The sequence below is a fragment of the Streptomyces lomondensis genome, from assembly GCF_014651035.1.
Classification (GTDB): Bacteria; Actinomycetota; Actinomycetes; order Streptomycetales; family Streptomycetaceae; genus Streptomyces; species Streptomyces lomondensis.
This window is the reverse complement of sequence record NZ_BMWC01000017.1, coordinates 113,800-137,990: the sequence shown is the minus strand read 5'-3', so window position 1 is coordinate 137,990 and position 24,191 is coordinate 113,800. Positions and strand designations below refer to the sequence as shown.

19 protein-coding genes are annotated in these 24,191 nt (G+C 72.3%); 10 read left to right on the top strand and 9 right to left on the bottom strand.

Annotated elements, in window-relative coordinates; all coding sequences use genetic code 11:
- Positions 1-155 precede the first annotated feature (155 nt).
- From IE255_RS36175 to IE255_RS36145, 7 genes are all read left to right on the top strand, one after another.
- Positions 156-1,511: an aminotransferase class III-fold pyridoxal phosphate-dependent enzyme gene (locus IE255_RS36175; RefSeq protein ID WP_190054652.1), complete on the top strand. Its 1,356-nt coding sequence runs from the start codon at positions 156-158 to the stop codon at positions 1,509-1,511.
- Between the two features lie 30 nt (positions 1,512-1,541).
- A complete protein-coding gene (locus tag IE255_RS36170; RefSeq protein WP_190054651.1) occupies positions 1,542-2,495 on the top strand; it encodes a succinylglutamate desuccinylase/aspartoacylase family protein in 954 nt (317 codons plus the stop codon).
- Positions 2,492-3,955, top strand: a complete 1,464-nt coding sequence (locus tag IE255_RS36165) for an aldehyde dehydrogenase family protein (RefSeq protein ID WP_190054650.1) — start codon at positions 2,492-2,494, stop codon at positions 3,953-3,955. Before IE255_RS36170 ends, IE255_RS36165 begins: the two co-directional genes overlap by 4 nt.
- Positions 3,952-4,890, top strand: coding sequence for an aldo/keto reductase (locus IE255_RS36160; RefSeq protein WP_190054649.1), 939 nt, complete (start codon positions 3,952-3,954; stop codon positions 4,888-4,890). The genes IE255_RS36165 and IE255_RS36160 overlap by 4 nt, the downstream gene beginning before the upstream one ends.
- A gap of 61 nt (positions 4,891-4,951) precedes the next feature.
- Positions 4,952-5,623, top strand: coding sequence for a haloacid dehalogenase type II (locus tag IE255_RS36155; RefSeq protein WP_190054648.1), 672 nt, complete (start codon positions 4,952-4,954; stop codon positions 5,621-5,623).
- 29 nt (positions 5,624-5,652) lie between these two features.
- The gene (locus IE255_RS36150) at positions 5,653-6,936 is read left to right on the top strand and encodes an NAD(P)/FAD-dependent oxidoreductase (RefSeq protein WP_190054647.1); all 1,284 of its coding nucleotides are present in this window, start codon (positions 5,653-5,655) and stop codon (positions 6,934-6,936) included.
- Positions 6,937-7,059: 123 nt separating this feature from the next.
- Entirely contained in the window at positions 7,060-9,039 is a 1,980-nt protein-coding gene (locus IE255_RS36145) for a heavy metal translocating P-type ATPase (protein ID WP_190054646.1), read from the top strand.
- 6 nt (positions 9,040-9,045) lie between these two features.
- Here IE255_RS36145 and IE255_RS36140 read toward each other — a convergent pair whose 3' ends face one another.
- The 4 genes from IE255_RS36140 to IE255_RS36125 all read right to left on the bottom strand — a co-directional run bounded on the left by IE255_RS36140 (position 9,046) and on the right by IE255_RS36125 (position 15,637).
- Positions 9,046-10,113 carry a LacI family DNA-binding transcriptional regulator gene (locus IE255_RS36140; protein ID WP_190054645.1) on the bottom strand — a complete coding sequence of 356 codons (1,068 nt, stop codon included), beginning with the start codon at positions 10,111-10,113 and terminating at the stop codon, positions 9,046-9,048.
- Between the two features lie 104 nt (positions 10,114-10,217).
- On the bottom strand, positions 10,218-12,599 hold the full coding sequence (locus IE255_RS36135; protein ID WP_190054665.1) for a beta-galactosidase: 2,382 nt from the start codon (positions 12,597-12,599) through the stop codon (positions 10,218-10,220).
- Positions 12,593-14,350, bottom strand: a complete 1,758-nt coding sequence (locus IE255_RS36130; protein ID WP_190054644.1) for a glycoside hydrolase family 35 protein — start codon at positions 14,348-14,350, stop codon at positions 12,593-12,595. Before IE255_RS36130 ends, IE255_RS36135 begins: the two co-directional genes overlap by 7 nt.
- Positions 14,351-14,380: 30 nt before the next feature.
- Complete coding sequence (locus IE255_RS36125; protein WP_372487630.1) at positions 14,381-15,637, bottom strand: MFS transporter; 1,257 nt, start codon at positions 15,635-15,637, stop codon at positions 14,381-14,383.
- A gap of 242 nt (positions 15,638-15,879) precedes the next feature.
- Between IE255_RS36125 and IE255_RS36120 the strand changes: the two genes are divergently transcribed.
- Together IE255_RS36120 and IE255_RS36115 are read left to right on the top strand one after the other, a co-directional pair.
- Positions 15,880-16,617, top strand: coding sequence for a Type 1 glutamine amidotransferase-like domain-containing protein (locus IE255_RS36120; protein ID WP_190054642.1), 738 nt, complete (start codon positions 15,880-15,882; stop codon positions 16,615-16,617).
- A gap of 134 nt (positions 16,618-16,751) precedes the next feature.
- A complete protein-coding gene (locus IE255_RS36115; RefSeq protein ID WP_190054641.1) occupies positions 16,752-17,153 on the top strand; it encodes an SseB family protein in 402 nt (133 codons plus the stop codon).
- Between the two features lie 30 nt (positions 17,154-17,183).
- On the opposite strand, the gene IE255_RS36110 is transcribed toward IE255_RS36115, so the two are convergent.
- The 5 genes from IE255_RS36110 to IE255_RS36090 all read right to left on the bottom strand — a co-directional run bounded on the left by IE255_RS36110 (position 17,184) and on the right by IE255_RS36090 (position 21,948).
- Positions 17,184-17,573: a MarR family winged helix-turn-helix transcriptional regulator gene (locus IE255_RS36110; protein WP_190054640.1), complete on the bottom strand. Its 390-nt coding sequence runs from the start codon at positions 17,571-17,573 to the stop codon at positions 17,184-17,186.
- A gap of 148 nt (positions 17,574-17,721) precedes the next feature.
- A complete protein-coding gene (locus tag IE255_RS36105) occupies positions 17,722-18,753 on the bottom strand; it encodes a LacI family DNA-binding transcriptional regulator (protein WP_190054639.1) in 1,032 nt (343 codons plus the stop codon).
- Entirely contained in the window at positions 18,750-19,658 is a 909-nt protein-coding gene (locus tag IE255_RS36100; RefSeq protein WP_190054638.1) for a carbohydrate ABC transporter permease, read from the bottom strand. The genes IE255_RS36105 and IE255_RS36100 overlap by 4 nt, the downstream gene beginning before the upstream one ends.
- Positions 19,655-20,632 (bottom strand): carbohydrate ABC transporter permease, encoded by a 978-nt coding sequence (locus IE255_RS36095; RefSeq protein ID WP_190054637.1) that lies wholly within the window; start codon positions 20,630-20,632, stop codon positions 19,655-19,657. Before IE255_RS36095 ends, IE255_RS36100 begins: the two co-directional genes overlap by 4 nt.
- Positions 20,629-21,948, bottom strand: a complete 1,320-nt coding sequence (locus IE255_RS36090; protein WP_190054636.1) for an ABC transporter substrate-binding protein — start codon at positions 21,946-21,948, stop codon at positions 20,629-20,631. The genes IE255_RS36095 and IE255_RS36090 overlap by 4 nt, the downstream gene beginning before the upstream one ends.
- A 186-nt stretch (positions 21,949-22,134) precedes the next feature.
- Between IE255_RS36090 and IE255_RS36085 the strand changes: the two genes are divergently transcribed.
- Positions 22,135-24,156, top strand: a complete 2,022-nt coding sequence (locus IE255_RS36085) for a beta-galactosidase (RefSeq protein WP_190054635.1) — start codon at positions 22,135-22,137, stop codon at positions 24,154-24,156.
- Positions 24,157-24,191 lie beyond the last annotated feature (35 nt).

The window sequence follows — 24,191 nt, the reverse complement described above, 5'->3', positions numbered from 1 at the left end:
CCCAGCGTGACCGCGATCAGCGCCCTGCTCATCGCAGGCGCGATCCTCGCCCTCGCCCTCGTGGCCCTGGTCCGCTGGCTCGGCTCCGGACGGCAGGACTCCCTGCTCTCCGTCGAGAACACGGCAGGGATCGCCGCCCCTGGAGGTGAGGCCGTATGACCGCCACCGCTCAGCGGCACCTGCTGCTGAACATGACCGCCAACGGCTCGCTCGCGAAGCCCGGCAAGGACCTCTTCGTCGTGCGCCACGGCGAGGGCCCCTACGTCGACGACGCGGCCGGCAACCGCTACATCGACGGCCTGTCCGGGCTGTACTGCTGCCAGATCGGCTACTCCTACGCCGACGAGATCGCCGAAGCGGCCCAGAAGCAACTGCGGGAACTCTGCTACAGCCCCCTGTGGTCGGACTCCGCGCACCCCACCGGCCTTGCCCTCGCCGAGCGCCTCGCCGCCCTGGCCCCCGACGGCATCGAGCACGTCTTCTTCAGCGGCGGCGGCGCCGAGGCGGTGGAGACCGCCTGGAAGATCGCCCGCAGGTACCACACCCTGCGCGGCGAAGGAGGCCGGACCAAGGCCCTCGCCCGGCGCGGCGCCTACCACGGCCTCACCCTCGGGGCGCTGTCCTTCACCGACGATCCCGGCCTCACCGAGCCGTACGGGCCGCCCGCCGTGGAGACCCACTTCGTCGCCAACACCAACCGGACCGCCCTGGAACAGCCCCTCGACGAGGCGGCCTTCACCGAGTACCTGCTCGCCGACGTGGAGGCCACGGTCCTCGCCGCGGGACCGGAGAGCATCGCGATGCTCATAGCGGAACCGGTGCAGAACCGCGGCGGCTGCATCACCCCGCCCGAGGGCTACTGGCAGGGGCTGCGCCGACTGGCCGACCAGTACGGCTTCCTGCTCGTCGCCGACGAGGTCATCACCGCCTTCGGACGGCTCGGCGAATGGTTCGGCGGCGAGTGTTACGGCGCCCGCCCGGACATCGTCACCGTCGCCAAGGGCATCACCGCCGGCTACGCCCCGATGGGCGCGACCCTGGTCTCGGACCGCGTCGCCGAGGTGATCAACCAGCCCGGCGAGGTCCTCAACCACGGCTACACCTTCAGCGGCCACCCGCTGAGCGCGGCCATCGCCCTGCGCAGCCTCGACATCATGCAGCGGGACCGGATCCTGGAGAACGTCCGCGGCCACCAGGGCCACCTGGCCGAGCGCATGGCGTCCCTGGGCGAGCTGCCGATCGTGGGTGACGTCCGCGGCGCCGGGTTCTTCTACGCCCTCGAACTCGTCGGCGACCTCGACGGCGGCGGCTTCAGCGACACCGCCCGCGCCGCGCTCGTCGCCGAAATGATCCCGCGCCGGCTGCGCGAGGCCGGGCTGCTCGCCCGCGTCTACAACCGTGCCGCCCCGCTGGTGCAGATCGCGCCCCCGCTGATCAGCGACCGCGCACTGCTGGACCGTATCGCCGACATCATCGCGGACACCCTCGACGAGGCCTCCGCCCGCCTGTGATCCACGCATTCGCGTATTGAAAGGAACGACATGTACACCATCGGTTCCCTGACCGTCGCCCCCGGTGAGCGCGCCCAGGGTCTGATCCCGGTCGGCACCAGCACCTACGGCGTGGAGCTCGGCATCCCGCTGATCGTCGTCAACGGCACCGAGGACGGCCCGGTCCTGTGCGTGGACGCCGGTGTGCACGGCGACGAGTACGACGGCCAGGAGGCCATCCGCCGCGTCCTCGCCGCCGTAGACCCGGCCGGCCTGCGCGGCACCCTCGTCGGCATCCCCTGCATGAACACCCCCGCCTTCGAGGCGGCGGCCCGCACCAGCGGCCTGGACTACCTGAACCTCAACCGGATCTTCCCGGGTGACGCGGACGGATCGTACTCGCTGCGCCTGGCCGCCACCTTCGTCGAGCAGGTCGTGCCCGCCATCGACGCCCTGGTCGACCTGCACACGGGCGGCACCTTCGGCGAGATCGCCCCGCTCGTCATCCTCCAGGGCGGCTACGAGGAACTGGCGACCGACCTCGCCCTCGCGGCCGGGCACGAGCTGGTCTGGAAGGGCGGCAAGTGGGGCGGCACGGTCCGCCACCCCACCCTCGCGGCCGGCAAGCCCGCCGTCACCATCGAGGCGGGCGGCGGCACCTACCGCGAGCAGAACGTCGCCCTGCACATCCACTCGATCCGCAACATCATGCGCCAGCTCGGCATGATCGACGGCGAGGCGGAGCTGCGCGACAGCTACACGACCGTCTCCGGCACCTTCGCCCGGTCCGCCGCGGGCGGCTTCTTCCTCGGCCACGCCGAGCCGGGGGAGACCTGCAAGGAAGGCGACCTGATCGCCCAGATCGTCGACCACTACGGCAACACGCTGGAGGAGGTCCGCGCCCCGCAGGACGGCATCGTGCTCTGGGTGCGCCGGATCCGCACCGTGCGGCCCGGCGACGAGGTGGTCATCTTCGGTGAGGTGCAGGGAGAGATCCAGCCATGAGCCGCGAACTCCCGCTGACCGAGCTGCTGCTGATCGACGGCAAGCAGGTTCCCGCCGCCGACGGCCGGAGCTTCACCGTCCTCGACCCGTCGGACGGCACGGCCCTCGCCGAGGTCTCCCACGCCGGCCCGGCCGACGTGGACCAGGCGGTGGCGGCGGCGCGCGCGGCGTTCACCTCGCCCGAGTGGGCCCGGATGCGCGCCGCCGACCGGGGCAGGCTGCTCCACCGCATCGCGGAGGCGATCCGGCGCGAGGGCGAGTGGCTGGCGCGCCTGGAGTGCCAGGACGTCGGCAAGCCGCTCAGCCAGGCGAAGGCCGATGTCGAGTCCGCCGCCCGCTACTTCGAGTTCTACGCGGGCGTCGCCGACAAGCTCGGCGGCACCACGATCCCCCTCGGCCCCGGTCTGATCGACTACACCGTCCGCGAGCCGATCGGCGTCTCGGGCCAGATCATCCCGTTCAACTACCCGCTCCAGAACACCGCGCGAGGCTCCGCCCCCGCACTGGCCGCGGGCTGCACGGTGGTACTCAAGCCCTCCCCGGAGGCGCCGCTCACCCCGCTGGAGATCGGCCGTATCGCGCTGGAGTGCGGGCTGCCGCCGGGCGTGCTGAACGTCGTACCCGGTGACGGCGAGACCGGCGCGGCCCTCGCCGGGCACCCCGGCATCGACCAGGTCACCTTCACCGGCTCGGTGCCGACCGGCATCAAGGTCGCCCAGGCGGCCGCCGCCAACGTCGTGCCGTCCGTGACCGAGCTGGGCGGCAAGTCACCCTTCGTGGTCTTCGCGGACGCCGACTTCGACCTGGCGCTGAAGGCCGTGCTGGGCGCGTCGTTCAGCAACGCCGGGCAGATGTGCTCGGCCGGGACACGGCTGCTGCTCCAGCGAGGAGCCGAGGAGTTCCTCGACCGGCTGGTCGAGAAGATCGCGGGCCTGCGCGTCGGACCGGGTCTCACCGACCCGGACATCGGGCCGCTGGTCGCCGCCCGGCAGCGCGACCGGGTGCTCGGCTACCTCGAACTGGCCCGGCAGGAAGGCGCCGTGGCCCGGGCCGGGGGAGGCGCCCCGGCCGCGCCCGAACTCGCCGACGGCTACTACATCGAGCCGACCGTCCTCACCGGCCTGACCAACCAGGCCCGGTGCGCCCGCGAGGAGATCTTCGGCCCGGTCGTCACCGTCATCGAGTTCGACGACGCCGACGAGGCCCTGGACATCGCCAACGACAGCCCGTACGGCCTGGCCTCCTACGTCTGGACCCGCGACATCGACAAGGCGATGCGCCTGGCCGAGGGCATCCGGGCCGGACAGGTCTACGTCAACGCCACCGGCGTCGGCACCGGCGTCGAGCTGCCCTTCGGCGGCTACAAGCACAGCGGCTGGGGCCGGGAGAAGGGCCTCGAAGCGCTGGCGAGCTACACGCAGACGAAGAACGTCTGCATCGGATTCGGAGACCGGTCATGAGGTATCGCACGCTGGGCGAACGCGGCCCGACCGTCTCCGTCGTCGGCGTCGGCGGCAACAACTTCGGCTCCCGCCTGGACGAGGAGGGCACCAAGGCCGTCGTCCACGCCGCCCTCGACGCCGGGATCACCCTGTTCGACACGGCCGACATGTACGGCGGGTTCGGCGAGAGCGGCGGCTCTCGCGGCGACGGCGAACGGCTCCTCGGCGCCGCCCTCAAGGGCCGCCGCGACGACGTCGTCCTCGCCACCAAGTTCGGCATGGAGATGGGCCCCGAGGCGGACCTCCACGGCCCGCGCGGCGCCCGCCCCTACATCCGGTACGCCGTCGAGGCCTCCCTGCGCCGGCTCGGCACCGACCGGATCGACCTGTACCAGTACCACGAGCCGGACGGCGTCACCCCGCTTCAGGAGACGATCGCCGCGCTCCAGGAGCTGGTGGCCGAGGGCAAGATCCGGTACATCGGCTGCTCCAACCTCCCGGCCGAGCAGCTCACGGACGCCTTCGTGTCCACCCAGGCCCGCTACCACCTGCTCGACCGCGGCGTGGAGGCCGACCTGATCCCCGCCTGCCTGCGCCACGGCATGGGACTCCTGCCGTACTACCCGCTGGCCAACGGCCTGCTCAGCGGCAAGTACCGGCGCGGCGAGGCGCCCCCGCCCGGCAGCCGGCTGTCCTGGCGGCAGGGCTGGCTGACGGACGCGGCCCTGGACCGAGTGGAGGCGCTGACCGCGTACGCCGCCGAGCGCGGACTCACCCTCCTCCAGGTCGCCGTCGGCGGACTGGCCGCGCTCCCCGCCGTCGGATCCGTGATCTGCGGCGCCATGACCCCCGAGCAGGTCACCGCCAACGCGGCGGCGGCCGACTGGATCCCCGACGCGGCCGACCTGGCCGCCCTGGACGCGATCGTCACCCCCGGCGAACGAATCGTCTGAACCCCCTTCCGAACCTCCTTCTGAACCTCCTTGTGAAATCCGGAAATCGAGGCTGAACACCATGCGAGAGATCGTCACCTTCGACGCGTACGGCACCCTGGTCGACTTCCAACTCGGCCCCACCACCCTCAAGGTCCTCGCCGACTCAGGCCGACTGGACCTGGACAACCTGGACGTCGACGAGTTCCTCGACGACTTCCGCGTCATGCGCTTCCAGGCCGTCCTGGAGGCCTACCGCCCGTACCACGAGATCCTGCACTCCAGCCTGCGCAACGCCATGCGCCTGCACGGCCTGGAGTACCGCGAGTCCGACGGCGACGCCCTGGTCGAGGCCGTCCCCACCTTCGGCCCCTTCCCGGAGGTCCCGGAGGCCCTGCGCGCCCTGAAGACCAGGTACGAGATCGCCATCATCTCCAACACCGACGACAACTTGATCGCGCGGAACGTGGAGAACATCGGCGTGGAGTTCGACTACGTCATCACCGCCCAGCAGGCCGGCGCCTACAAGCCGGACCGGCAGACCTTCGAGCACGCCTTCAAGACCATGGGCGTCGAGCCGTCCCAGGTCATCCACACCGCCCAGGGCTGGGAGTACGACCACATCCCGACGCGCGACCTCGGCCTGAAGCGCCGGGTGTGGATCAACCGCTTCGGCCGCCCCGGCAGCGCCGACTACCAGCCCTACGACGAGTTGCCCGACCTGTCGGGCCTGCCGAAGCTGCTCGGCTGCTGAACCCCCGGACGGATGTGAGGACGTACGCCATGAAGCAGATCCCGTACTGGCTCGACACCGCTCCCGCGCTGCCCGACCGTTCCGGGAAGGACCTGCCCGACGAGGCGGACGTGGTGGTCATCGGCGGCGGCCTCACCGGCCTGTCCACCGCCTACCACACCGCCCGCAAGGGAGCCCGGGTCGTCCTCGTCGAGAAGGACAAGGTCGGCTCGGGCGCCTCCGGCCGCAACGGCAGCATGTGCACCCAGGGCCTCACCATCAGCCCCGGCGAGGCCCGCAAGCGCTACGGCCAGGAGCGTGCCCGCGAGCTGTACGACTCCTTCCGCGAGGCGGTCGACGTGGTCGAGGAGATCACGCGGACGGAAGAGATCGACTGTGACTTCCACCGGGCCGGCCGGCTCGGAGTGGCCTTCAAGCCGCAGCACTTCGAGTCGATGCGGGCCACCCAGCGCGACCTGGCCGACAACTTCGGCCACGAGACCCAGCTGCTGACCCGCGCCGAGCTGAAGTCGGAGCTGGGCTCGGACTACTACCACGGCGCCCTGCTCGATCCGCTGAGCGCCGCCCTGCACGTCGGCAAGTTCGTGCACGGCCTCGCGGAGGCCGCCGAACGGGCCGGTGCGCAGATCCACGAGCGGAACGCGGCCACCGGCCTCACCCGCCTGCCCGGCGGCGGCTTCCTGGTCGAGACCCTCCACGGCGCGATCCGTGCCAAGCAGGTCATGGCCGCGACCGACGCCTACACCGACAAGGCGCTGCCGTGGTTCCGCAAGCGGCTCATCAACGTGGGCAGCTTCATCATCGTCACCGAGCCGCTCGGCGAGGCACGCGCCAAGGCGCTGATCCCCAACGGCCGCCTGGTGGTCGACTCCAAGAACATCGGCCACTACATCCGCCTCACCCCGGACAACCGCCTCGCCTTCGGCGGCCGGGCCCGCTTCGCCCCGTCCGACCCAGCCTCCGACGTCAAGAGCGGCGGCATCCTGAAGCGGGAGATGACCGAGATCTTCCCGCAGCTCGCCGGGGTGCGGATCGACTACGTGTGGGGCGGCATGGTCGGCTTCTCCTGGGACCGCCTGCCGCACGCGGGCGAGGCGAACGGCCTGTACTACTCCATGGGTTACTGCGGGCACGGGGTCCAGATGGCCACCTACATGGGTCGCGCGGTCGCCGAGATGATGGACGGCCGCCCGGAGGCCAACCCGCTGCGCGGCCTCGGCTTCCCGAAGGTCCCGGTCCCCTTCTACAACGGCACCCCCTGGTTCCTGCCGTTCGGCGGCGCCTACTACAAGGCGAAGGACAAGCTGCGCTGATCCCGTGGGCCCTTGCGCGACCGGCCGCGCGAGGGCCCACGGCGTCGGAATGAAGACATGAATCAGTCTTCATGTGTTCCTGTATGGTGAGGAGTCCACGCGTCCCCGCCTGAAGGACCCCTGATGACCTCCACGCTCACGCCGCGGCCGGTCGACCGGGCGCAGCCCGCCCGCACCGGAGCCGTACCCCGGCGGCGTACCCGTGTCCTCGCGCTCCCCGAGGCGCGCTGGGCCGCGGCGGCCACCACCTTCTTCCTGCTCGCGCTGCCCCTCCAGCTGACCGGCGCCCCCGCCTGGACGTGGGGCCCGCTGTACGCGCTGTCCTACGCCACGGGCGGCTGGGAGCCGGGCTGGGAAGGCCTGAAGGCGCTGAAGGAACGCACCCTCGACGTCGACCTGCTGATGGTCGTCGCCGCCCTGGGCGCGGCCTCCATCGGGCAGGTCATGGACGGTGCCCTGCTCATCGTCATCTTCGCCACCTCCGGCGCCCTGGAGGCGCTGGCCACCGCCCGCACCGCCGACTCCGTCCGCGGCCTGCTCGACCTGGCCCCCGCCACCGCCACCCGGCTCACCCCGGACGGCGGCGAACAGACCGTGCCCGTGGAGGAGCTGGCCGTCGGCGACACCGTCCTGGTACGCCCCGGAGAGCGCGTCGGCGCCGACGGACGGGTGCTGGACGGGACGAGCGAGGTCGACCAGGCGACCATCACCGGCGAGCCGCTCCCCGTGGCCAAGGAGCAGGGCGACGAGGTCTTCGCGGGCACCCTCAATGGCACCGGCGCGCTGCGGATCCGCGTCGAGCGCGACGCCTCCGACTCGGTGATCGCCCGCATCGTCCGCATGGTGGAGGAGGCCTCCGAGACCAAGGCGCCCACCCAGCTCTTCATCGAGAAGGTCGAACAGCGCTACTCGCTGGGCATGGTGGCGGCGACCCTGGCCGTCTTCCTGGTGCCGCTCGCCTTCGGCGAGCAGCTCACCGACGCGCTGCTGCGCGCCATGACGTTCATGATCGTGGCCTCTCCGTGCGCGGTCGTGCTGGCCACCATGCCGCCCCTGCTGTCGGCCATCGCCAACGCCGGACGGCACGGCGTGCTGGTGAAGTCCGCCGTGGTGATGGAGCGGCTCGGCCAGGTGGACGCGGTCGCGCTGGACAAGACCGGCACCCTGACCGAAGGCAGCCCGCGCGTCACCGACGTCCGGCCGCTGCCCGGATCCGCCCTGGACGAAAGGGAGTTGCTGACCCTGGCGGCAGCCGCCGAGCGGCCCAGCGAGCACCCGCTGGCCCGGGCGGTCGTGGACGCCGCCCGCGAGCGCGGCCTCGACCTGCCGGACGCGCGGGACTTCACCTCCGCGCCCGGTGTCGGCGTGACCGCCGTCGTCGACGGCCGTGCGGTCGCGGTCGGCGCACCGGCCCGGCTGCTGGACGACACCGGCGGTGCGGTCGCCGGGGCCGCGGCGGAACTGGAGGAGTCCGGCCGCACCGCCGTCCTGGTCGTCGTCGACGGTGCCCCCGCCGGACTGCTCGGCATCGCCGACCGGCTGCGCCCGGACGCCGCCGCCACCGTCGCCGCGCTCACCACGCTCACCGGCACCGCCCCTACCCTCCTCACCGGCGACAACCCCCGCGCCGCCGCGCACCTCGCCGCCGAGGCGGGCATCACCGACGTCCGCGCCGGGCTGCTGCCGCAGGACAAGATGGCCGCCGTCCAGGAGATGGAGAGCGCGGGCCGCAAGGTGCTGGTCGTCGGGGACGGCGTCAACGACGCACCCGCCCTGGCCGCCGCCCACACCGGGGTCGCCATGGGCCGGGCGGGCTCCGACCTCGCCCTGGAGACCGCCGACGCCGTGATCGTGCGCGACGAGCTCGCGGCGGTCCCCACCACCGTCGCCCTCTCCCGCCGCGCCCGCAGCCTGGTCGTCCAGAACCTCGTCATCGCCGGAGTGTTCATCACCGGCCTCGTCGTCTGGGACCTGGCCGGGCACCTGCCGCTGCCGCTGGGCGTCGCGGGCCACGAGGGCTCCACGGTCCTCGTCGGCCTGAACGGCCTGCGGCTGCTGCGGGAGACGGCCTGGCGGCGGGCCGCCGCCGAGGGCACCGGCTGAGTCCCGTCAGCGCTCCGGTGGCGGGCCGCTGCTGGCCCGCACCACGAGGTCCACGGGGACGAGCGTGTCGACGCCGGGCCGCTCACCGGGACCGTCGATGCGGTCCAGGAGCAGGCGCAGGGACCGCGTGCCGATCTCGGCGAAGTCGGCACGGACGGTGGTCAGCGGGGGCAGCAGATGCGCCGCCTCGGGGATGTCGTCGTAGCCGACGACACTGACGTCCCCGGGGACTGCACGCCCCGACTCGTGCAGGGCGTGCAGCAGGCCCAGGGCCATCTGGTCGTTGGAGGCGAAGACCGCCGTCACCTCCGGGCGCCGGGCCAGCCGGCGGCCCAGCTCGTAGCCGGAGTCGGCGTCCCAGTCGCCGACGAGAGGCGCCGGGATGTCGGCACCGGCCGCCTGGAGCGTCGCCTGCCAGCTCTCCAGCCGGTGTTCGGCGGAGGTCCAGCCGGTCGGGCCGGCGATGTGCCAGACGGTGGCGTGCCCGAGGCCGAGGAGGTGCTCGGTGGCCTTGCGGGCGCCGGTGCGGGAGTCACCGGTGACCAGCGGTGTGGCGTCGTCGAGGGCGTTCTCCAGCACCACCAGGGGAGTGCCGAGGTCGGTCTCCGCCAGGGCCCGGCCCACCCACTGCTGTGGGGCGATCGCGATGACGCCGTCCGCGCCCTCGGCCGACAGCCGGTTCACGGCCTCGACGACGGTGGCGTGGTCGGCCGTGTCCAGGGCGATGGAGCTGACCAGGTAACCGGCGTCCTGGGCCGCGGTGTTGATCGCGGTCAGGATGGAGGCGGGCCCGTACCGGGCGGCGTCGAAGGAGAGGACGCCGAGCATCCGCGTCCGGCCGCTGGCCAGTGAGCGCGCGCTGCGGCTGGGCCGGTAGCCGAGCGTGCGCATGGCGTCCAGGACCGCCTCGCGCGTCTCGGGGCGGACGGCCGGGTGGTCGTTGAGCACCCGGGAGACGGTCTGCTTGGACACGCCGGCCAGCCGGGCCACGTCGGCCATCACCGGCCGCGTCCCCGCGAAGTTGCGCCTGCTGCGGCCCTTGGGGACGGGGCCGTCGGTGACGCTCGGTGTCATGGCGGGTGAATCCTCGATGTCGGTGTCGGCGGTCCTGACCCGCCCGGGAGGAGCTCAGCATAGGCGGGCGGGTGCCCGGAAGGCCCTTCGAAAGCCACCGGGCCTCAGCCCGTCCGCACCGCCCACGTGCGGGTGACCACCCACCGGGCGTCCCGCACCCCGGCCGCCCGCCACGCGTCCCCCACCTGCCCCGGCACATGCACCGGCGCGTCCGCGGCCAGCGGCAGCACCTTCAGCAGCAGACCCCGCGCCCGCAGCTCCCCGGCGGGCAGCCGGTCCAGGCCGATGTCCCAGACCCGGCCCGAGTAGAACTGGTCGGCGACCAGGACGTCCCCCACGTAGGCCCGTGCCAGGTCGCCCGTCCAGCGCAGCCGCAGCAGCACACCGGCGGGTGCCCGCAGCAGGTCCTCCGGTACGTCGACCTGGTACTCGGCGGCCAGCGCCTCGACCTGCTTGTCCGCGGGCACACTCGCCCGGCCCAGCACCCCGGTCACGGGCTCGGGGGCCGGACCGGCGGGCCTGACGGCCGTGACGGTCGCGGCGGTGTCCGGGAGGGGCCCGGCCTCGATCGTGCAGCGGGTGAACACGCCGTCCGCCTCCTCCCGCACCCGCCGGCCCTCCACCACCACGGCGGAGTCCGGTGCGGGCAGCACCGCGAACGAGGGCTCGGCGGCGGGGCTGTGCAGCCGTACCTCGTCCCCGTCGAAGACGACGCCGTCCTCGCACAGCACCAGCCGCTCGGCTCCCCAGGCCGGACCCCGGTAGACGGTACGGGCCGTCGCCGCGTCCAGCACCAGCAGGCCGACGCGTGAACCGTCGGCCGCGTCCACCTCGACCAGCGCGTCGGTGCCCGGCCGCAGCCCGCTGACCAGGACCCGGCCGGCGACCGGCGTGACCTCCCCGGACGGCGCCGCGACGGAGGCCACCGTGTCGGCGTCCAAGGCGAGTTCGGGCGCGATGCCGTCGGTGGCGGCCAGCACCAGGACGGTACGCCCGCCCGCCTCGACCGTGCACACCGGCTGCGCGGTGGCCCACTCCAGCCGCACACCGGCCACGTCCAGCCGCAGCGGCCAGCAGAAGGAGGCGCCGGAGGGCACCGTGACGGGAGTGCTCGGCAGCGTCAGCGCGGGTGTCTCCGGGAACTCGACCGTGAACGTCGTGTCCGGGTGGTCCGGCAGCGGCTCGTGCGGCTGGTGGTTGGTCACGAAGAGGAAGCCCGCGCCGCCGTCGCCGCGGACGGCCCAGCGCAGGGTGTCCCGGTCGTGCTGTCCCGTCGGCCGCCGCTCGGGCAGCACGGACTCCATGGGCGCGATCAGGTGCCCGAAGCCGGCCAGCAGCAGATGCTGGAGGCGCAGTTCGTGGTACGAGGGCCGCACCTGGCCGTACTCACCGAGCGGGGCCTGGAAGTCGTACGTCAGGACCGGCAGGTCGTTGGGGTAGCCGGTGGCGTGCGACTCCTGGAGGGTCGTCGACTCGCCGGCCGGATTCGTGCCCCCGTGGAACATGTAGTAGCCCTGCCACACCGAACCGCAGCCGATCTTGGTGAGCCCGAGCGCGGCGATGTCGGCGGCCTCCACCCGGGGCCGCCGGTGGTACGCCACCGCCATGCCGCCGCCCAGCTCGCAGGTGGCCCAGGGGAACCGGTCCGTCGGAGCCGGGTCGGCGCCGCGCACGGTCGTGGGCCGCAGATCGGCGCCGATGCCCTCGTCGTCCCGTTCATGGGTGAAGAAGAAGTGCTTGCGGCAGGTGTCGGGCCAGCCGCCGTCCGCCTCCGTCCAGAACGCCTCGGGGTACCCGCCGTACAGCGGGAGCAGCTCGTCGCCGGGGAGCTGCACGCCGCCCCAGGCGGTCGACGTCCACAGCGGCGCGCGCAGCCCGGCCTCCTGGGCCAGGCGCTTCAGCGTGCGCAGGTGGCCCGGCTGGTCGTACAGCTCGTTCTCGATCTGGATCGCGACGATCGGGCCGCCGCTCGCCCGGTCCAGACCGCGCAACTGCCCGGCGATCGCCGTGAACCAGGTGCGGACGGGCTCCAGATAGGCCGGGTCGTCGGTGCGCGGCGTGCAGGCGCGGGCCAGGAGCCAGTCGGGCAGGCCCCCGTTGCGGACCTCGGCATGCGACCAGGGGCCGATGCGCGGGATGAAGTCCAGGCCGTGGCGGGCGCACAGTTCGGCGAACCGCCTGAGGTCGCGGTCGCCGTCGAAGCGGACCCGGCCCTCGGTCTCCTCGTGATGGATCCAGATGACGTAGGAGGCTACGGCGGTCACCCCGCCCGCCTTCATCTTCAGCAGTTCCTCCTCCCACTGACCGTGCGGGTAGCGGGAGTAGTGGAACTCGCCGGAGACCGGGAACCAGGGCCGGCCGCCCCGGGTGAGCCAGCGGCTGGTGATCCCGATCGGGTCGGGGACGCCGGGCGCGTCCGTGAAGGGCAGGTGGCCGGTCAGCGGGGGAGCGGCGGGCGCGGGAACGCGCAAGAAGTGCTTCACCAGGTGTTCTCCGGGCCGAGGTCAGGGGTGTCGGTGAGCTGCGCGCGGGCGGCCGTCGTGCCGTGCAGCTCCAGCAGGACCAGCTCGTTGCTGCCCGGGCGCAGCACGGGGCCGGGGACGTACAGCGTGCGCTGCGGGCCCCGGTTCCAGTAGCGGCCCAGGTGGAAGCCGTTGACCCAGGCCTGGCCCTTCGTCCAGCCGGGCAGGGCGAGGAAGGCGTCGGCGGGCGCGTCGACCTCGAAGGTGCCGCGGTGGAAGGCCGGTACGGTGACCGCCGTCTCGCCGGCCGGGGCGAACGGCACCGCGTCCAGGTCGTCCAGCGGCAGCGGGTGGCAGTCCCAGTCCCGCAGGGCGGTGCCGTCGAAGGAGACGGGCCCGAGCAGGCCCTTGGGCGCACCGATGCGAGGCCCGTAGTTGACGCCGCCCATGTTCTCGACGAGGACCTCCAGCGTCGCGCCGGGGCGCGGCACCCGCACGGGCAGCGTCTCGTCATGCCGTTCGCGCTCCAGCACACCGGCGGGGGCACCGTCGACGAAGACCAGGGCGCGGTCGCCGACACCACCGGCGAAGTGCAGCAGGCCGTCGCCGCCGGCCGGGAGCGTGGTGCGGTAGAGCGCGTAGCCGGTGCGCTGCCCGAGCGCGTCCATGGTGAGCGGGACGTCGGCGCGCACGGGCGCCCCGGCCAGCGGCATCAGGGCCGCCCGGCCGCTCAACTCGACCTCGGTGGGCGGAAGTTTCGGGCCCGGCGCCGGGACGGGCTCGTCCGGTACGGAGGCGTGGCGGGCGATGACCTCGCGGAAGGCGTGGTACTTCGGACCCGGGTCACCGCACTCGGTGAGCGCGGCGTCGTAGTCGTACGACGTGATCGTGGGCGTGTAGGCGTGCTTGTGGTTGGCGCCGTTGGTGAAGCCGAAGTTGGTGCCGCCGTGGAACATGTAGAGGTTCACGGACGCCCCGGCGGACAGCAGCCGGTCCAGGTCGGCGGCGGCGTCGGCCGCGTCCCGGACGTGGTGCGGCCCGCCCCAGTGGTCGAACCAGCCGATCCAGAACTCGGCGCAGAACAGCGGGCCTTCGCGTCGGTGCTCGCGCAGCCGCGCGAGGCTCTGCTCGACGCGGCTGCCGAAGGTGCTCGCCGCCAGGACGCCGGGCAGGGTGCCCGAGGCCAGGTGCTCGGGGTCGGCCTGGTCGCAGGTGAACAGCAGCTCCTCGACGCCCCGGGAGCGGAACGCGTCGGCCAGGTGCTTCAGATACGCGGAGTCGTCGCCGTAGGCCCCGTACTCGTTCTCCACCTGCACCGCGATGACCGGACCGCCCGCTGCCGCCAGGTGCGGCCTCAGCGCGGGCAGCAACAGGTCGAAGTAGCGGTCGACGGCACCGGTGAAGCGGGGATCACTGCTGCGCAGCCGGATGTCCGGGTCGCCGGTCAGCCAGTCGGGCAGGCCCCCGCCGTCCCACTCGGCGCAGATGAACGGCCCGGGACGCAGCAGCATGTGCAGGCCCTCGTCCCGGGCGAGCCCGAGGAACCGCGGCAGGTCGAGGAGGCCGTCGAGGACCAGGGGGCCGTCGGGATCCGGCTGGTGGTGGTTCCACGGGATGTACGTCTCCACCGTGTTGAGGCCCATCAGCCGCGCCTTGCGCAACCGGTCGGACCACAGGTCGGGATGGACACGGAAGTAGTGCAGCGCGCCGGAGATGATCCGGAACGGCTCGCCGTGCAGCAGGAATCCGTCGGACGTCGTCGTCAGAGCGGGCATGCGGAGGCTTCCCTTCGGGAGACGGGGGAGTCAGTGGGAACGGGTGGCACGGATCAGCCAGAGCGTGGCGGCCAGGCAGAGCGCCGAGACCGCGCACAGCAGCAGCGGCACCGCGCGGATCCCGGACCACTCGATGGCCTTGCCCAGGGCCGGCCCGGCGGCGACACCGCCGGCCATGGAGGCCGCGATGACCAGGGCACCGGCCCTCCGTGCCCCCGGGGCGGCCCGGTTCAGCCAGGGCAGCCCGGTGGGGAAGATCGGCGCGATGAACAGGCCGACACCGGCGTACGCGTACGGCGCCAGCGCCGGCACGGTCGCGGCCAGCAGACACACCGTCATGCCGGCGCACGACACGGTGATGATGGCCTGGGCGGAGAAGCGCAGCGCGAGCGGAGCCACCAGGAAGCGGCCGACGGTCATCATCAGCCAGTACACGGAGGTGGCGGTGGCCGCGACGCCCGCGCTGTAGCCGACGGTCTCCAGATGCGTGGGCTCCCAGCCGCCGACACCCGCCTCGACGCCGACGTGCAGCACGTACAGCGCGACGAAGACCGCGAGCACCGAGCCGAGGCTCCGGCCCAGGACGGAACCGGTGCCGGTCTCGCCGCCCGCCGGGACGGGCGGGTCGTTCCGCACGCCCCGCAGGCACAGCAGCAGCGGCAGGTTGGCGAGGGCGAACCCGAGGAAGACGGCCGGGTAGTGCTCCGAGCCGACCGCGCCGATCAGGGCGGGGCCGAGGACGGCGCCGATGCCGAAGTGGGCGTTGAGGATGTTCAGCATCGCGGTCGAACGGTGGCCGAAGCCCGCGGCGAACAGCTGGTTGAGGCCGTAGTCGATGCCGCCGAAGCCGAGCCCGGCGAGCAGGGCCGCCGCCAGGGCGGTGGGCCAGTGCGGCGCGAGCGCGAAGCCCGCCGCGCCCACGGCCATCAGCAGGTAGGAGCAGCCGAGGATCGGCCGGTTGCCGACCCGGCCGTAGACCCGGTCGAACAGCAGCACACCGGCCACACCGCCCACGAAGTGGGCGCTGAGCGCCAGCCCGGCGGCGGACGGGGAGAGCCCGAACTCCTCCCGGAAGGCGGGCACGGCGGGCCCGTACAGGGCCTGCAGCGCACCGATGAGCACGAAGCCCACGCAGGAGGCGACCACAGCGGCCCCGCTGAAGACCGGGACGGACGTTGGGGTCAAGGGGACAGCGCGCTGTGCGGTCTGCTGGTCGGTCACGCGGGCTCCGGATGACGGCCCACGCGGGGTGGGCAGGGGGGACACAGTCGCGTACGGCTGAAGCATCCGTGATGTTACCGGTAACATGGCGCCCGTCAACATCCCCCGACAAGGCGGATGAGAGACCGCGGAGATACTTGCGCCGACCGCGCTCGCAGACGGCCCTCCTGTCCTGGCACACCGTCTGGAGCCGTCGGCCACTGCGGAGATGCTGCTGCGGCGGCTCGTGGCCGCACTCAATTCGATTGCGCCCAGGTGCCGGGCCCGGCACCGTTCTCCCCACCCGCCCCCTTTGGAAAGGCACCGCCGTGGCCGTCGCACCCCCGAAGCGCCTCGCCCTCCTCGGCGGCGGCTTTTCCACCGACGACGACGGGCTGCTGGACGACTGGGTGCTGGCCCGGGCGGGCACGTCCCGGCCCAAGGTGTGCTTCGTGCCGACGGCCAGCGGAGACGCGCCGGCGTACGTCGACCGCTTCCGCACGGTGTGCGCGGCGCGCCCCGACTGCGAGCCCTCCGTCCTGCACCTGTTCCGCCGCGAGCTGGACGACGAGGCCCTGCGCTCCTTCCTGCTCGCCCAAGACGTCGTGTACGTGGGCGGCGGCAACACGGCCAACCTCCTCGCCGTCTGGCGCGCCCACGGCGTGGACCGGCTGCTGCGCGAGGCCTACGACCGGGGCACCCTGCTGTGCGGCATCAGTGCAGGCGCCAACTGCTGGGCCGAGGGCTCGCACACCGACTCCTTCGGGCCGCTGACGCACCTCTCCGACGGCCTGGGCCTGCTGTCCGGCTCGGTCTGCCCGCACTACGACAGTGAACCGGGCCGCCGTCCCTCCTACCGTGCGGCCGTGGCGGCGGGGAAGCTGCCGGCAGGCTGGGCGGTGGAGGACGGAGCCGGGGCGCTCTTCACGGACGGTGCCTTGACGGAGACCGTCACCCGGGTGCGGCAGGCCGGGGTGTACCGGGTGGAAGCGGACGGAACCGGCGAGGTGACCGAGCGTCCGCTGCCCTGCCGGCTCCTCGGACCTCCCCGCCCCCTGCCCGGGTAGGTCTTCCCTCGCCCCCGATCCTCGAAGATCCACCAGGATTGCCCCGGGCCCGATCGGGTACGCGAGCAGGACCGCGTCCGGGGCGGATCTGGCCCCGGGCAGGCCGCACGACCGCCGCTACCAGGGAATCTGCCATGGAGACACCCGCAAACGACCCCACGCCCACGCCCGCCCAGCGGGCTCTGGACGTCCTCGCCGAGAACACCGAGGACGCGGCGGCTCTGGACGCGCTCGCCAACAGCGACGTGCTCATCCCCGTGCCCGACGACGCGAACGACGCCGACGCCGCCAACCCCTCGGCGGTGGCGCTGCCCGTGCTGGAGCAGCCGGGCGGCGAGCCGGTGGTGCCCGTGTTCACCTCCGAGATGGAGATGGCCGGGCTGCTGCCGTTCGTGTCCCGCTACCGTCTGGTCCCGCTCGGCGCCCTCGCCGCGCAGTGGCCGGCCGACGACCTGTCGCTCACCATCGACGGCAGCTCGGAGCACCGCCTGACGCTCACCTCGGAGGGAGTGCGCACCCTGCTGGCACGTCCGTAGGGCGACCGACCCGGTCCGGGCCTGGGCGGCCTACTCGCCCAGGGTCCGGGCCAGCGCGGCCCGCTGGAGCGGCAGTACCTCGGCGTGCAGGTCACGCCCCTTGGCCGTCAGGGCGACCCACACACCGCGCCGGTCCTCCATGCACACGGAGCGTGTCACCAGCCCGTCCTTCTCCAGCCGGGCGATCAGCCGCGACAGCGCGCTCTGGCTCAGATGCACCCGCCCGACCAGGTTCTGCACCCGGCACTGCTCGCCCTCCTCGGGCGCCGCGGTCGCGAGCATGTCCAGGACCTCGAAATCGGACGCGCCCAGGCCGTACGGATGCAGCGCCCGGTCGATCTCGCACATCGTGCGCGCGTGCGCCGACAGGATGTGCCGCCACCGTTCCTCGAGCCGCGCACCGGCCGTTTTCGCTGCCATATGTGCACGGTAACACCGGTTGCGGGGTACATGACCGTGCATGCAATGCCCCCTGCGCGCTGCACGGCCGAGAAGCGGCAGGTCGGCGAGGACCCGGCCCCGCCCCGAGATCGCCGGCAAGGCGGAGCCTGGCCAGCGAACGCACCCCCTACGTCGACTCCCGTTTCACCAGCTCCGTCGGCAGTATCACCGCCGCCGGGTCCTCGCCCCCGATCTGCGCCAGCAGCACCCGCACCATCTCCGCGCTGATGCGGTCCCAGGGCTGCCGGATGGTCGTGAGCTCGGGGCGGGAGGCGAGCGCGGCCGGTGAGTCGTCGAAGCCGCCGACCGCGACGTCCTCCGGCACGCGCCGCCCCTCCCGCTGGAGAGCCGCCAGCACCCCCTGCGCCATCAGGTCCGAGGCGACGAACACCGCGTCCATGTCCGGGGCCTGTGCCAGCAGCCGCTCGGCGCCCGCCTCGCCGCTGGCCCGGGTGTAGTCGCCGGAGACGACGAGCCGCTCGTCGAGCTCCAGGCCCGCCTCCGCGAGCACCTCCTTGTAACCGGCGAGCCGCTCGACACCGCCGGGCGTGTCCAGCGGACCGGTCACCATGCCCACCCGGCGCCGCCCGAGCGACAGCAGATGGCGCACCATGTCACGGGCGCCGTCCCGGTCGTCGGCGGCCACGTAACTCACCTTCGAGCCCAGCCCGATCGGCTTGCCGCACGCGACCAGCGGCACACCGGCCCCGCGCAGCTGCTCGGCGACCGGGTCGCCGGAGTGGCTGGAGACCAGCAGCACCCCGTCGACGTGCCCGGCGGTGATGTACCGCGTGATGCGCCGCCGTTCGTCCTCGGTGCCCGCCAGCATCAGCAGCAGCGGGATGTCGTGCGCGGCCAGCGCCTGGGTGCAGCCGCGCAGCAGGACGTTGAAGTTGGGGTCCTCGAAGAACCGCTCCTGCGGCTCGGTGAGCAGGAAGCCGATCGAGTCGGACCGGCCGGTGATCAGGGAACGGGCATGCCGGTTGACGACGTAACCCGTCTTGCGGATCGCCGCGTTGACCGCCTCCTGGGCGGCCGGGCTGACGTAGTGGCCGCCGTTGAGCACGCGCGAGACGGTGCCGCGCGAGACCCCCGCCTCGCGCGCCACGTCGTGGATCGTGGGCGGCCTGCGCCTGCCCCCCGCAGCGTTCATGGTCATGACTTTACGGCTCCGGAGAGCAGATCCAGACTCCAGAACCGCTGGATGACCAGGAAGAGGGCGACCAGCGGGAGCACCGCCAGGAAGGCGCCGGTGATCACCAGCGTGTAGAGCGCCGGGGTGTTGGCGCCCTGCTCCAGCAAGGTGAACAGGCCGAGCGTGATCGGGAACTTCTCGTCGTCGCTGAGCATGATGTACGGCAGCAGGAAGTTGTTCCAGATCGCCACGAACTGGAAGAGGAACACCGTCACCATGCCGGGGATCATCATCGGCAGCGCGATCCGCGTGAAGATCCGCCATTCGCTCGCCCCGTCCATGCGTCCGGCCTCCACCACGTCGGCGGGCACCGCGGCGGCGGCGTAGATCCGCGCGAGGTAGACGCCGTACGGGAAGAGGATCTGCGGCAGCAGCACCGACAGGTAGGAGTCGGTGAGGTCGGTCTTCGCCAGCAGCAGGTACTGCGGGATGGCCAGGATCACCGGCGGCATCAGCACACCCGCGAGCAGCACGTTGAAGATCGTCTCGCGGCCGCGGAAGCGGTAGATCGCCAGCGCGTAGCCGCTGACCGCGGACACGCAGGTCGACAGCAGCGCGCCGAGCACGGCGTACAGCGCGGAGTTGCCCATCCACTCCCAGTAGACGCCGTCGCGGTAGGCGCTCAGGTCCTGGACGTTCTCGACGAAGCCCGTGCCGGGCAGGAACGTGAACGTGGAGAACAGCTCACGGCCGGACTTGGTGGCCGCGATGACCACCCAGGCCACCGGCAGCAGGCAGTAGATCGCGCCCAGGAGCAGCGTGGCCGTCGGGATCAGGGCGATCCGGCGGCGCAGCGGCGGGCGGCTCTGGTCGGTGCCGGGCGCGGCGCCCGCCACCGGCTCGGCCTGGGAAACGGCAAGGGAACTCATCGAGCTGCCTCCTGCTTCTGACGACGGTTCGCGGCTCGCAGGAAGCCGAAGGACAGCAGGAGCGTGGCGAAGGCGATGATCACGGCCTGTGCGGCGGCCCCGTAGATGTCACCCTCGCCGAAGGCGTCCCGGTGCACCTTCATCAGCGGACTCCACGTCGTGGACACGGAGTTGGTGAGCGGCTTGAGGGTGGTGGGCTCGTTGAACACCTGGAGCGTGGCGATGATCGAGAAGAAGAACGTCAGCACCAGCGAGGGCGCCACCATCGGGATCTTGATCCGCAGGGCGATCTGCAACGGAGTGGCGCCGTCCAGCTTCGCCGCCTCGTACACCTCCGCCGGGATCGCCTGGAGCGAGGTGTAGATGACGATCATGTTGAAGCCGGTGCCGCCCCACACGGCGATGTTCGACAGGGCCAGGTAGAGCGGCCCGCCGTCCAGCAGGTCCGGCTGCGGCAGCCCCAGCCGGTCGAGCACGAAGTAGAAGGGGCTGACGTCCGGCAGGTACAGGAAGCCCCACAGCAGGGCCGCCACCACACCGGGGATGGCGTACGGCAGGAAGATCGCGAGCCGGGTGAAGGGCGCGAGCCGCACCTTCTCCGAGTCGAGCATCAGCGCGAACAGCAGGGCCAGGCCCAGCATCACCGGGACGACGATGCAGCCGTAGCCCAGCACGCGCAGGGTGCCGTGCAGCAGTTCGCTGTCGGAGAGGGCGTCGGTGTAGTTCTCCAGGCCGGCCCAGACCTCCTTGCGGGCGCCGGAGCCGAGGCCCAGGCCGGAGACCTTCACCTTGTGGAGGCTGAGCCAGAGCGCGTAGCCGATGGGCAGCGCGAAGAACAGTGCGAACAGGACCGTTGCGGGGAGAAGGAAAAAATAGGGGGCGCTTCGCGCTCGTTTGAGGGTGGTGGTGGGAGACGGGTGGGCGTACGGGGCCCCCTTGACCCCGTACGACTGCCGGCGTGCCGTGCTTTTCACTCCGCGACCTCGAAGCCCTGCTTCTTCATGTCGGCGACGGTGTCGGCCTGCATCTTCTTCAGCGCGGCGCCGAAGTCCGACTTGTTCTTCGCGGCGGCGCCGAAGGCGTCCTTGAAGGTCGTGTAGGCGACGTTCACGTTCGGGCCCCAGGCGGACGGGGCGGTGGTCTCCGCGATGTCGGCGGCCTTGGTGTAGAAGTCGGCCTGGTTGGAGAAGTAGGCCGGCGGCTTGAGGAAGGCGCCGCTGGTCTGGGCGTTCTTGGCGGCCGGGTAGATGCCGCTCTCCTTGGCCAGTGCGTTGAGGGCGTCGCTGTCGGTGTTCAGCCAGGTGGCGAACTTGGCGGCGGCCTCCTGGTGCTTGGAGTCCGTGGTGACGGCGGTGGAGGAGCCGCCCCAGCTGCCGGTGCGGTTCTCGCTCGCGGACCACTGGGGGAGCGGGGCCATGGCCCACTTGCCCTTGGTGTCGGGGGCCGCCGTGGTCAGCGTGCCCGGCGCCCACACGGCGCTGACCCAGGCGATCTGCTTGCCGGTGTTGATCGCCTTGTTCCAGGCCGGGGTGTACATCGGCTGGTTGTCGATGGCGCCCTCCTCGACGAGGCCGCCCCAGAACTTGGCGACCTTCTGCGTGGCCGCGTCGTCGATGGCGACCTTCCACTGGTCGCCGGAGGTCGTCCACCACTTCGCGCCGGCCTGCTGGGCCAGGCCGGCGAAGAGGCCGGAGTCGTTGGCGGAGAAGGTCGTGAGGTCCTTGTCGGGAGCCGCCTTCTTCAGCTTGCGGGCGGTCTCGGCGAACTCGTCCCAGGTCGTCGGCACGGTCAGGCCGTACTCCTTGAACAGGTCCTCGCGGTAGTAGAACATCATCGGCCCGATGTCCTGCGGGACCGCGTACACGGCGTCCGTGCCCAGTGTCGTCTGCTGCCAGACGCCGTCGGCGAACCTGTCCTTCGCCTCGCCCACGGTCTTCGATATGTCCGCCAGGGCGTCGTTGCTGACCAGCGTGGGCAGCGCCTGGTACTCCGCCTGCACCAGGTCGGGCGCCTTGCCCGCCTTGTGCGAGGTGAGGATCTTGGTGACGAGGGTGTCACCGGACGCCTGCTTCTTCACCGTGACGGTGATCTGGTCCTTCTTGCCCGGCCCCTTGTTCCACAGGTCCACGACCTTGTCCATGCCGGGCGTCCAGGTCCAGTACGTCAGCGAGACCGGGCCGGACTCGGTCTCGCTGTCCCCGGAGTCCGAGCCGCAGGCGGCGAGGGTGGTGGCGCCGAGCGTGAGGGCGACGGCGGATGTCACGAGGCGGCGGCGCTTCGCGTACGGCATGGATCTCTCCCCTGACCTGGGGTCCCCGCCTGCTGCGAGGACCTGCCATGCTTCTGTGAGCGTTCACAGTAGAGAAACATCCCGGACACTTGTCAATGGTTGTTGCTGTGCGGTTATGTTGGGCTCCGCACTGCGCCGCTGTGTGTGCACGTTCCCATTCAATCGCGATCGACCGGGAGACCATCCATGCCGGAGACCACCCCCACGGGCCTCACCGGGCTCGCCTTCGGTGGGGACTACAACCCCGAGCAGTGGCCGGAAAGCGTCTGGCAGGAGGACGTCCGGCTGATGCGGGAGGCCGGCGTCACCATGGTGAGCGTCGGCATCTTCTCGTGGGCGCTGCTGGAGCCCTCACCCGGGGTGTACGACTTCGGCTGGCTCGACCGGCTGCTGGACCTGCTGCACGACAACGGCATCCGCGTCGACCTCGGCACCCCCACGGTGTGCCCGCCGGTGTGGTTCTACCGCGCCCACCCCGAGGCGCTGCCCGTGACGGCCGAGGGCGTGCGCCACGAGTTCGGCTCCCGCGCGGCCATCTGCCACAGCAACGCCGACTACCGCACGGCCGCGGCCACGATCACCACGCAGCTCGCCGAGCGCTACGGCGGCCACCCGGCCCTGGCCATGTGGCACGTGCACAACGAGTACGGCGTCCCCGTCTCGGCCTGCTACTGCGACGGGTGCGCCGCGCACTTCCGCCGCTGGCTGGCGACCACGTACGGCACCGTCGACGCCGTCAACGAGGCCTGGGGCACCGCCTTCTGGGGCCAGCGCTACACGGACCTCGATCAGATCAACCCGCCCCGCCGCACACCCACGGCCGTCAACCCGAGCCAGGCACTGGACTACAAGCGGTTCGCCGACGCCACCATGCGCGAGAACTTCCGTATGGAGCGGGACATCCTGCACCGCCTCGCGCCGGGCGTCCCCGTCACCACCAACTTCATGACGGCGCTGAGCCAGTGCGACTCCGTCGACTACTGGGCCTGGGGCCGCGAGGTCGACCTCGTCACCAACGACCACTACCTGATCACCGACGGCCGCCGCACCCACGTCAACCTCGCCATGGCCGCGGACCTCACCCGCTCCGTCGCGGGCGGCGCCCCCTGGCTGCTGCTGGAGCACTCCACCTCCGGCGTCAACTGGCAGCCCCGCAACCCCGCCAAGGCCCCCGGGCAGATGGCCCGCAACTCCCTCACTCACGTGGCGCGCGGCTCCGAGGGCGCCCTGTTCTTCCAGTGGCGCCAGTCCCGGCGCGGCGCCGAGAAGTTCCACTCGGCGATGCTCCCGCACGGCGGTACCGACACCCGCGTCTGGCGCGAGGTCGTCGAACTCGGCGCGGCCCTCGACACCTTGGGCGAGATCCGCGGCACCCGCACCGAGGCCGACGTGGCCGTGCTGTGGGACTGGCACTCCTGGTGGGCGCAGAACCTCGACTGGCGCCCCAGCGAGGACCACGACGCCCGCGAGCGCGCCGACGCCTTCTACGAGGCCCTCTACGACCGCCACCTCACTGTCGACTTCGCCCACCCGGAAGCCGACTTGTCGAGGTATCCCCTTGTCGTCGTACCGGCGCTGTACCTGATGACGGAGGCGGCCGGGCGCAACCTGAAGGCGTACGTCGAGAACGGCGGCACACTGGTCGTCTCCTACTTCTCCGGCATCGTCGACGAGCACGACGCCGTCCACGAGGGCGCCTACCCGGGCGCGCTGCGGGACGTCCTCGGCCTCACGGTCGAGGAGTTCTCCCCGCTGCTGCCCGGCGAACGGGTGCGGGTCACCGGCCCCGAGGGCTCCGAGCTGGACGCCGACGTGTGGACGGAGTTCGTGGTGCCGCGCGGCGCCGACACCGTTCTGACGTATGCCGACGGCCTGACCGCCGGGCGGCCCGCCGTCACCCGGCACCGCCTCGGCGAGGGCACCGCCTGGTACGTCTCCACCCGCCTCGGCACCGACGGCCTCGACGCGCTGCTCGGCTGGGCGGCCGAGGACGCCCGGCTGGCCCCGCGCGCCGACCTGCCCCGGGACGTCGAAGTGGTCCGCCGCACCGGCGAGTCGGGCACCTACCTGTTCGCCGTCAACCACACCGGCTCGGACGCCAAGGTGCCGCTGGAGGCCCCCGGCACCGAGCTGCTGACCGGCGAACGCGCCGCGGGCCGCCTGGCGGTCCCGGCCGGAGCCGTCCGGGTCGTCCGGCTCGACGGCTGAACCGACTCCCTCCGCCCGCGCGAGCCACGAGCCGC

Excerpts from the sequence above, each read along its gene's own strand:
- IE255_RS36175 (WP_190054652.1), top strand. The coding sequence starts at position 156 with ATGACCGCCACCGCTCAGCGGCACCTGCTGCTGAACATGACCGCCAAC.
- IE255_RS36170 (WP_190054651.1), top strand. The coding sequence starts at position 1,542 with ATGTACACCATCGGTTCCCTGACCGTCGCCCCCGGTGAGCGCGCCCAG.
- IE255_RS36165 (WP_190054650.1), top strand. The coding sequence starts at position 2,492 with ATGAGCCGCGAACTCCCGCTGACCGAGCTGCTGCTGATCGACGGCAAG.
- IE255_RS36160 (WP_190054649.1), top strand. The coding sequence starts at position 3,952 with ATGAGGTATCGCACGCTGGGCGAACGCGGCCCGACCGTCTCCGTCGTC.
- IE255_RS36155 (WP_190054648.1), top strand. The coding sequence starts at position 4,952 with ATGCGAGAGATCGTCACCTTCGACGCGTACGGCACCCTGGTCGACTTC.
- IE255_RS36150 (WP_190054647.1), top strand. The coding sequence starts at position 5,653 with ATGAAGCAGATCCCGTACTGGCTCGACACCGCTCCCGCGCTGCCCGAC.
- IE255_RS36145 (WP_190054646.1), top strand. The coding sequence starts at position 7,060 with ATGACCTCCACGCTCACGCCGCGGCCGGTCGACCGGGCGCAGCCCGCC.
- IE255_RS36140 (WP_190054645.1), bottom strand. The coding sequence starts at position 10,113 with ATGACACCGAGCGTCACCGACGGCCCCGTCCCCAAGGGCCGCAGCAGG.
- IE255_RS36130 (WP_190054644.1), bottom strand. The coding sequence starts at position 14,350 with ATGCCCGCTCTGACGACGACGTCCGACGGATTCCTGCTGCACGGCGAG.
- IE255_RS36125 (WP_372487630.1), bottom strand. The coding sequence starts at position 15,637 with ATGCTTCAGCCGTACGCGACTGTGTCCCCCCTGCCCACCCCGCGTGGG.
- IE255_RS36115 (WP_190054641.1), top strand. The coding sequence starts at position 16,752 with ATGGAGACACCCGCAAACGACCCCACGCCCACGCCCGCCCAGCGGGCT.
- IE255_RS36110 (WP_190054640.1), bottom strand. The coding sequence starts at position 17,573 with ATGGCAGCGAAAACGGCCGGTGCGCGGCTCGAGGAACGGTGGCGGCAC.
- IE255_RS36105 (WP_190054639.1), bottom strand. The coding sequence starts at position 18,753 with ATGACCATGAACGCTGCGGGGGGCAGGCGCAGGCCGCCCACGATCCAC.
- IE255_RS36100 (WP_190054638.1), bottom strand. The coding sequence starts at position 19,658 with ATGAGTTCCCTTGCCGTTTCCCAGGCCGAGCCGGTGGCGGGCGCCGCG.
- IE255_RS36090 (WP_190054636.1), bottom strand. The coding sequence starts at position 21,948 with ATGCCGTACGCGAAGCGCCGCCGCCTCGTGACATCCGCCGTCGCCCTC.
- IE255_RS36085 (WP_190054635.1), top strand. The coding sequence starts at position 22,135 with ATGCCGGAGACCACCCCCACGGGCCTCACCGGGCTCGCCTTCGGTGGG.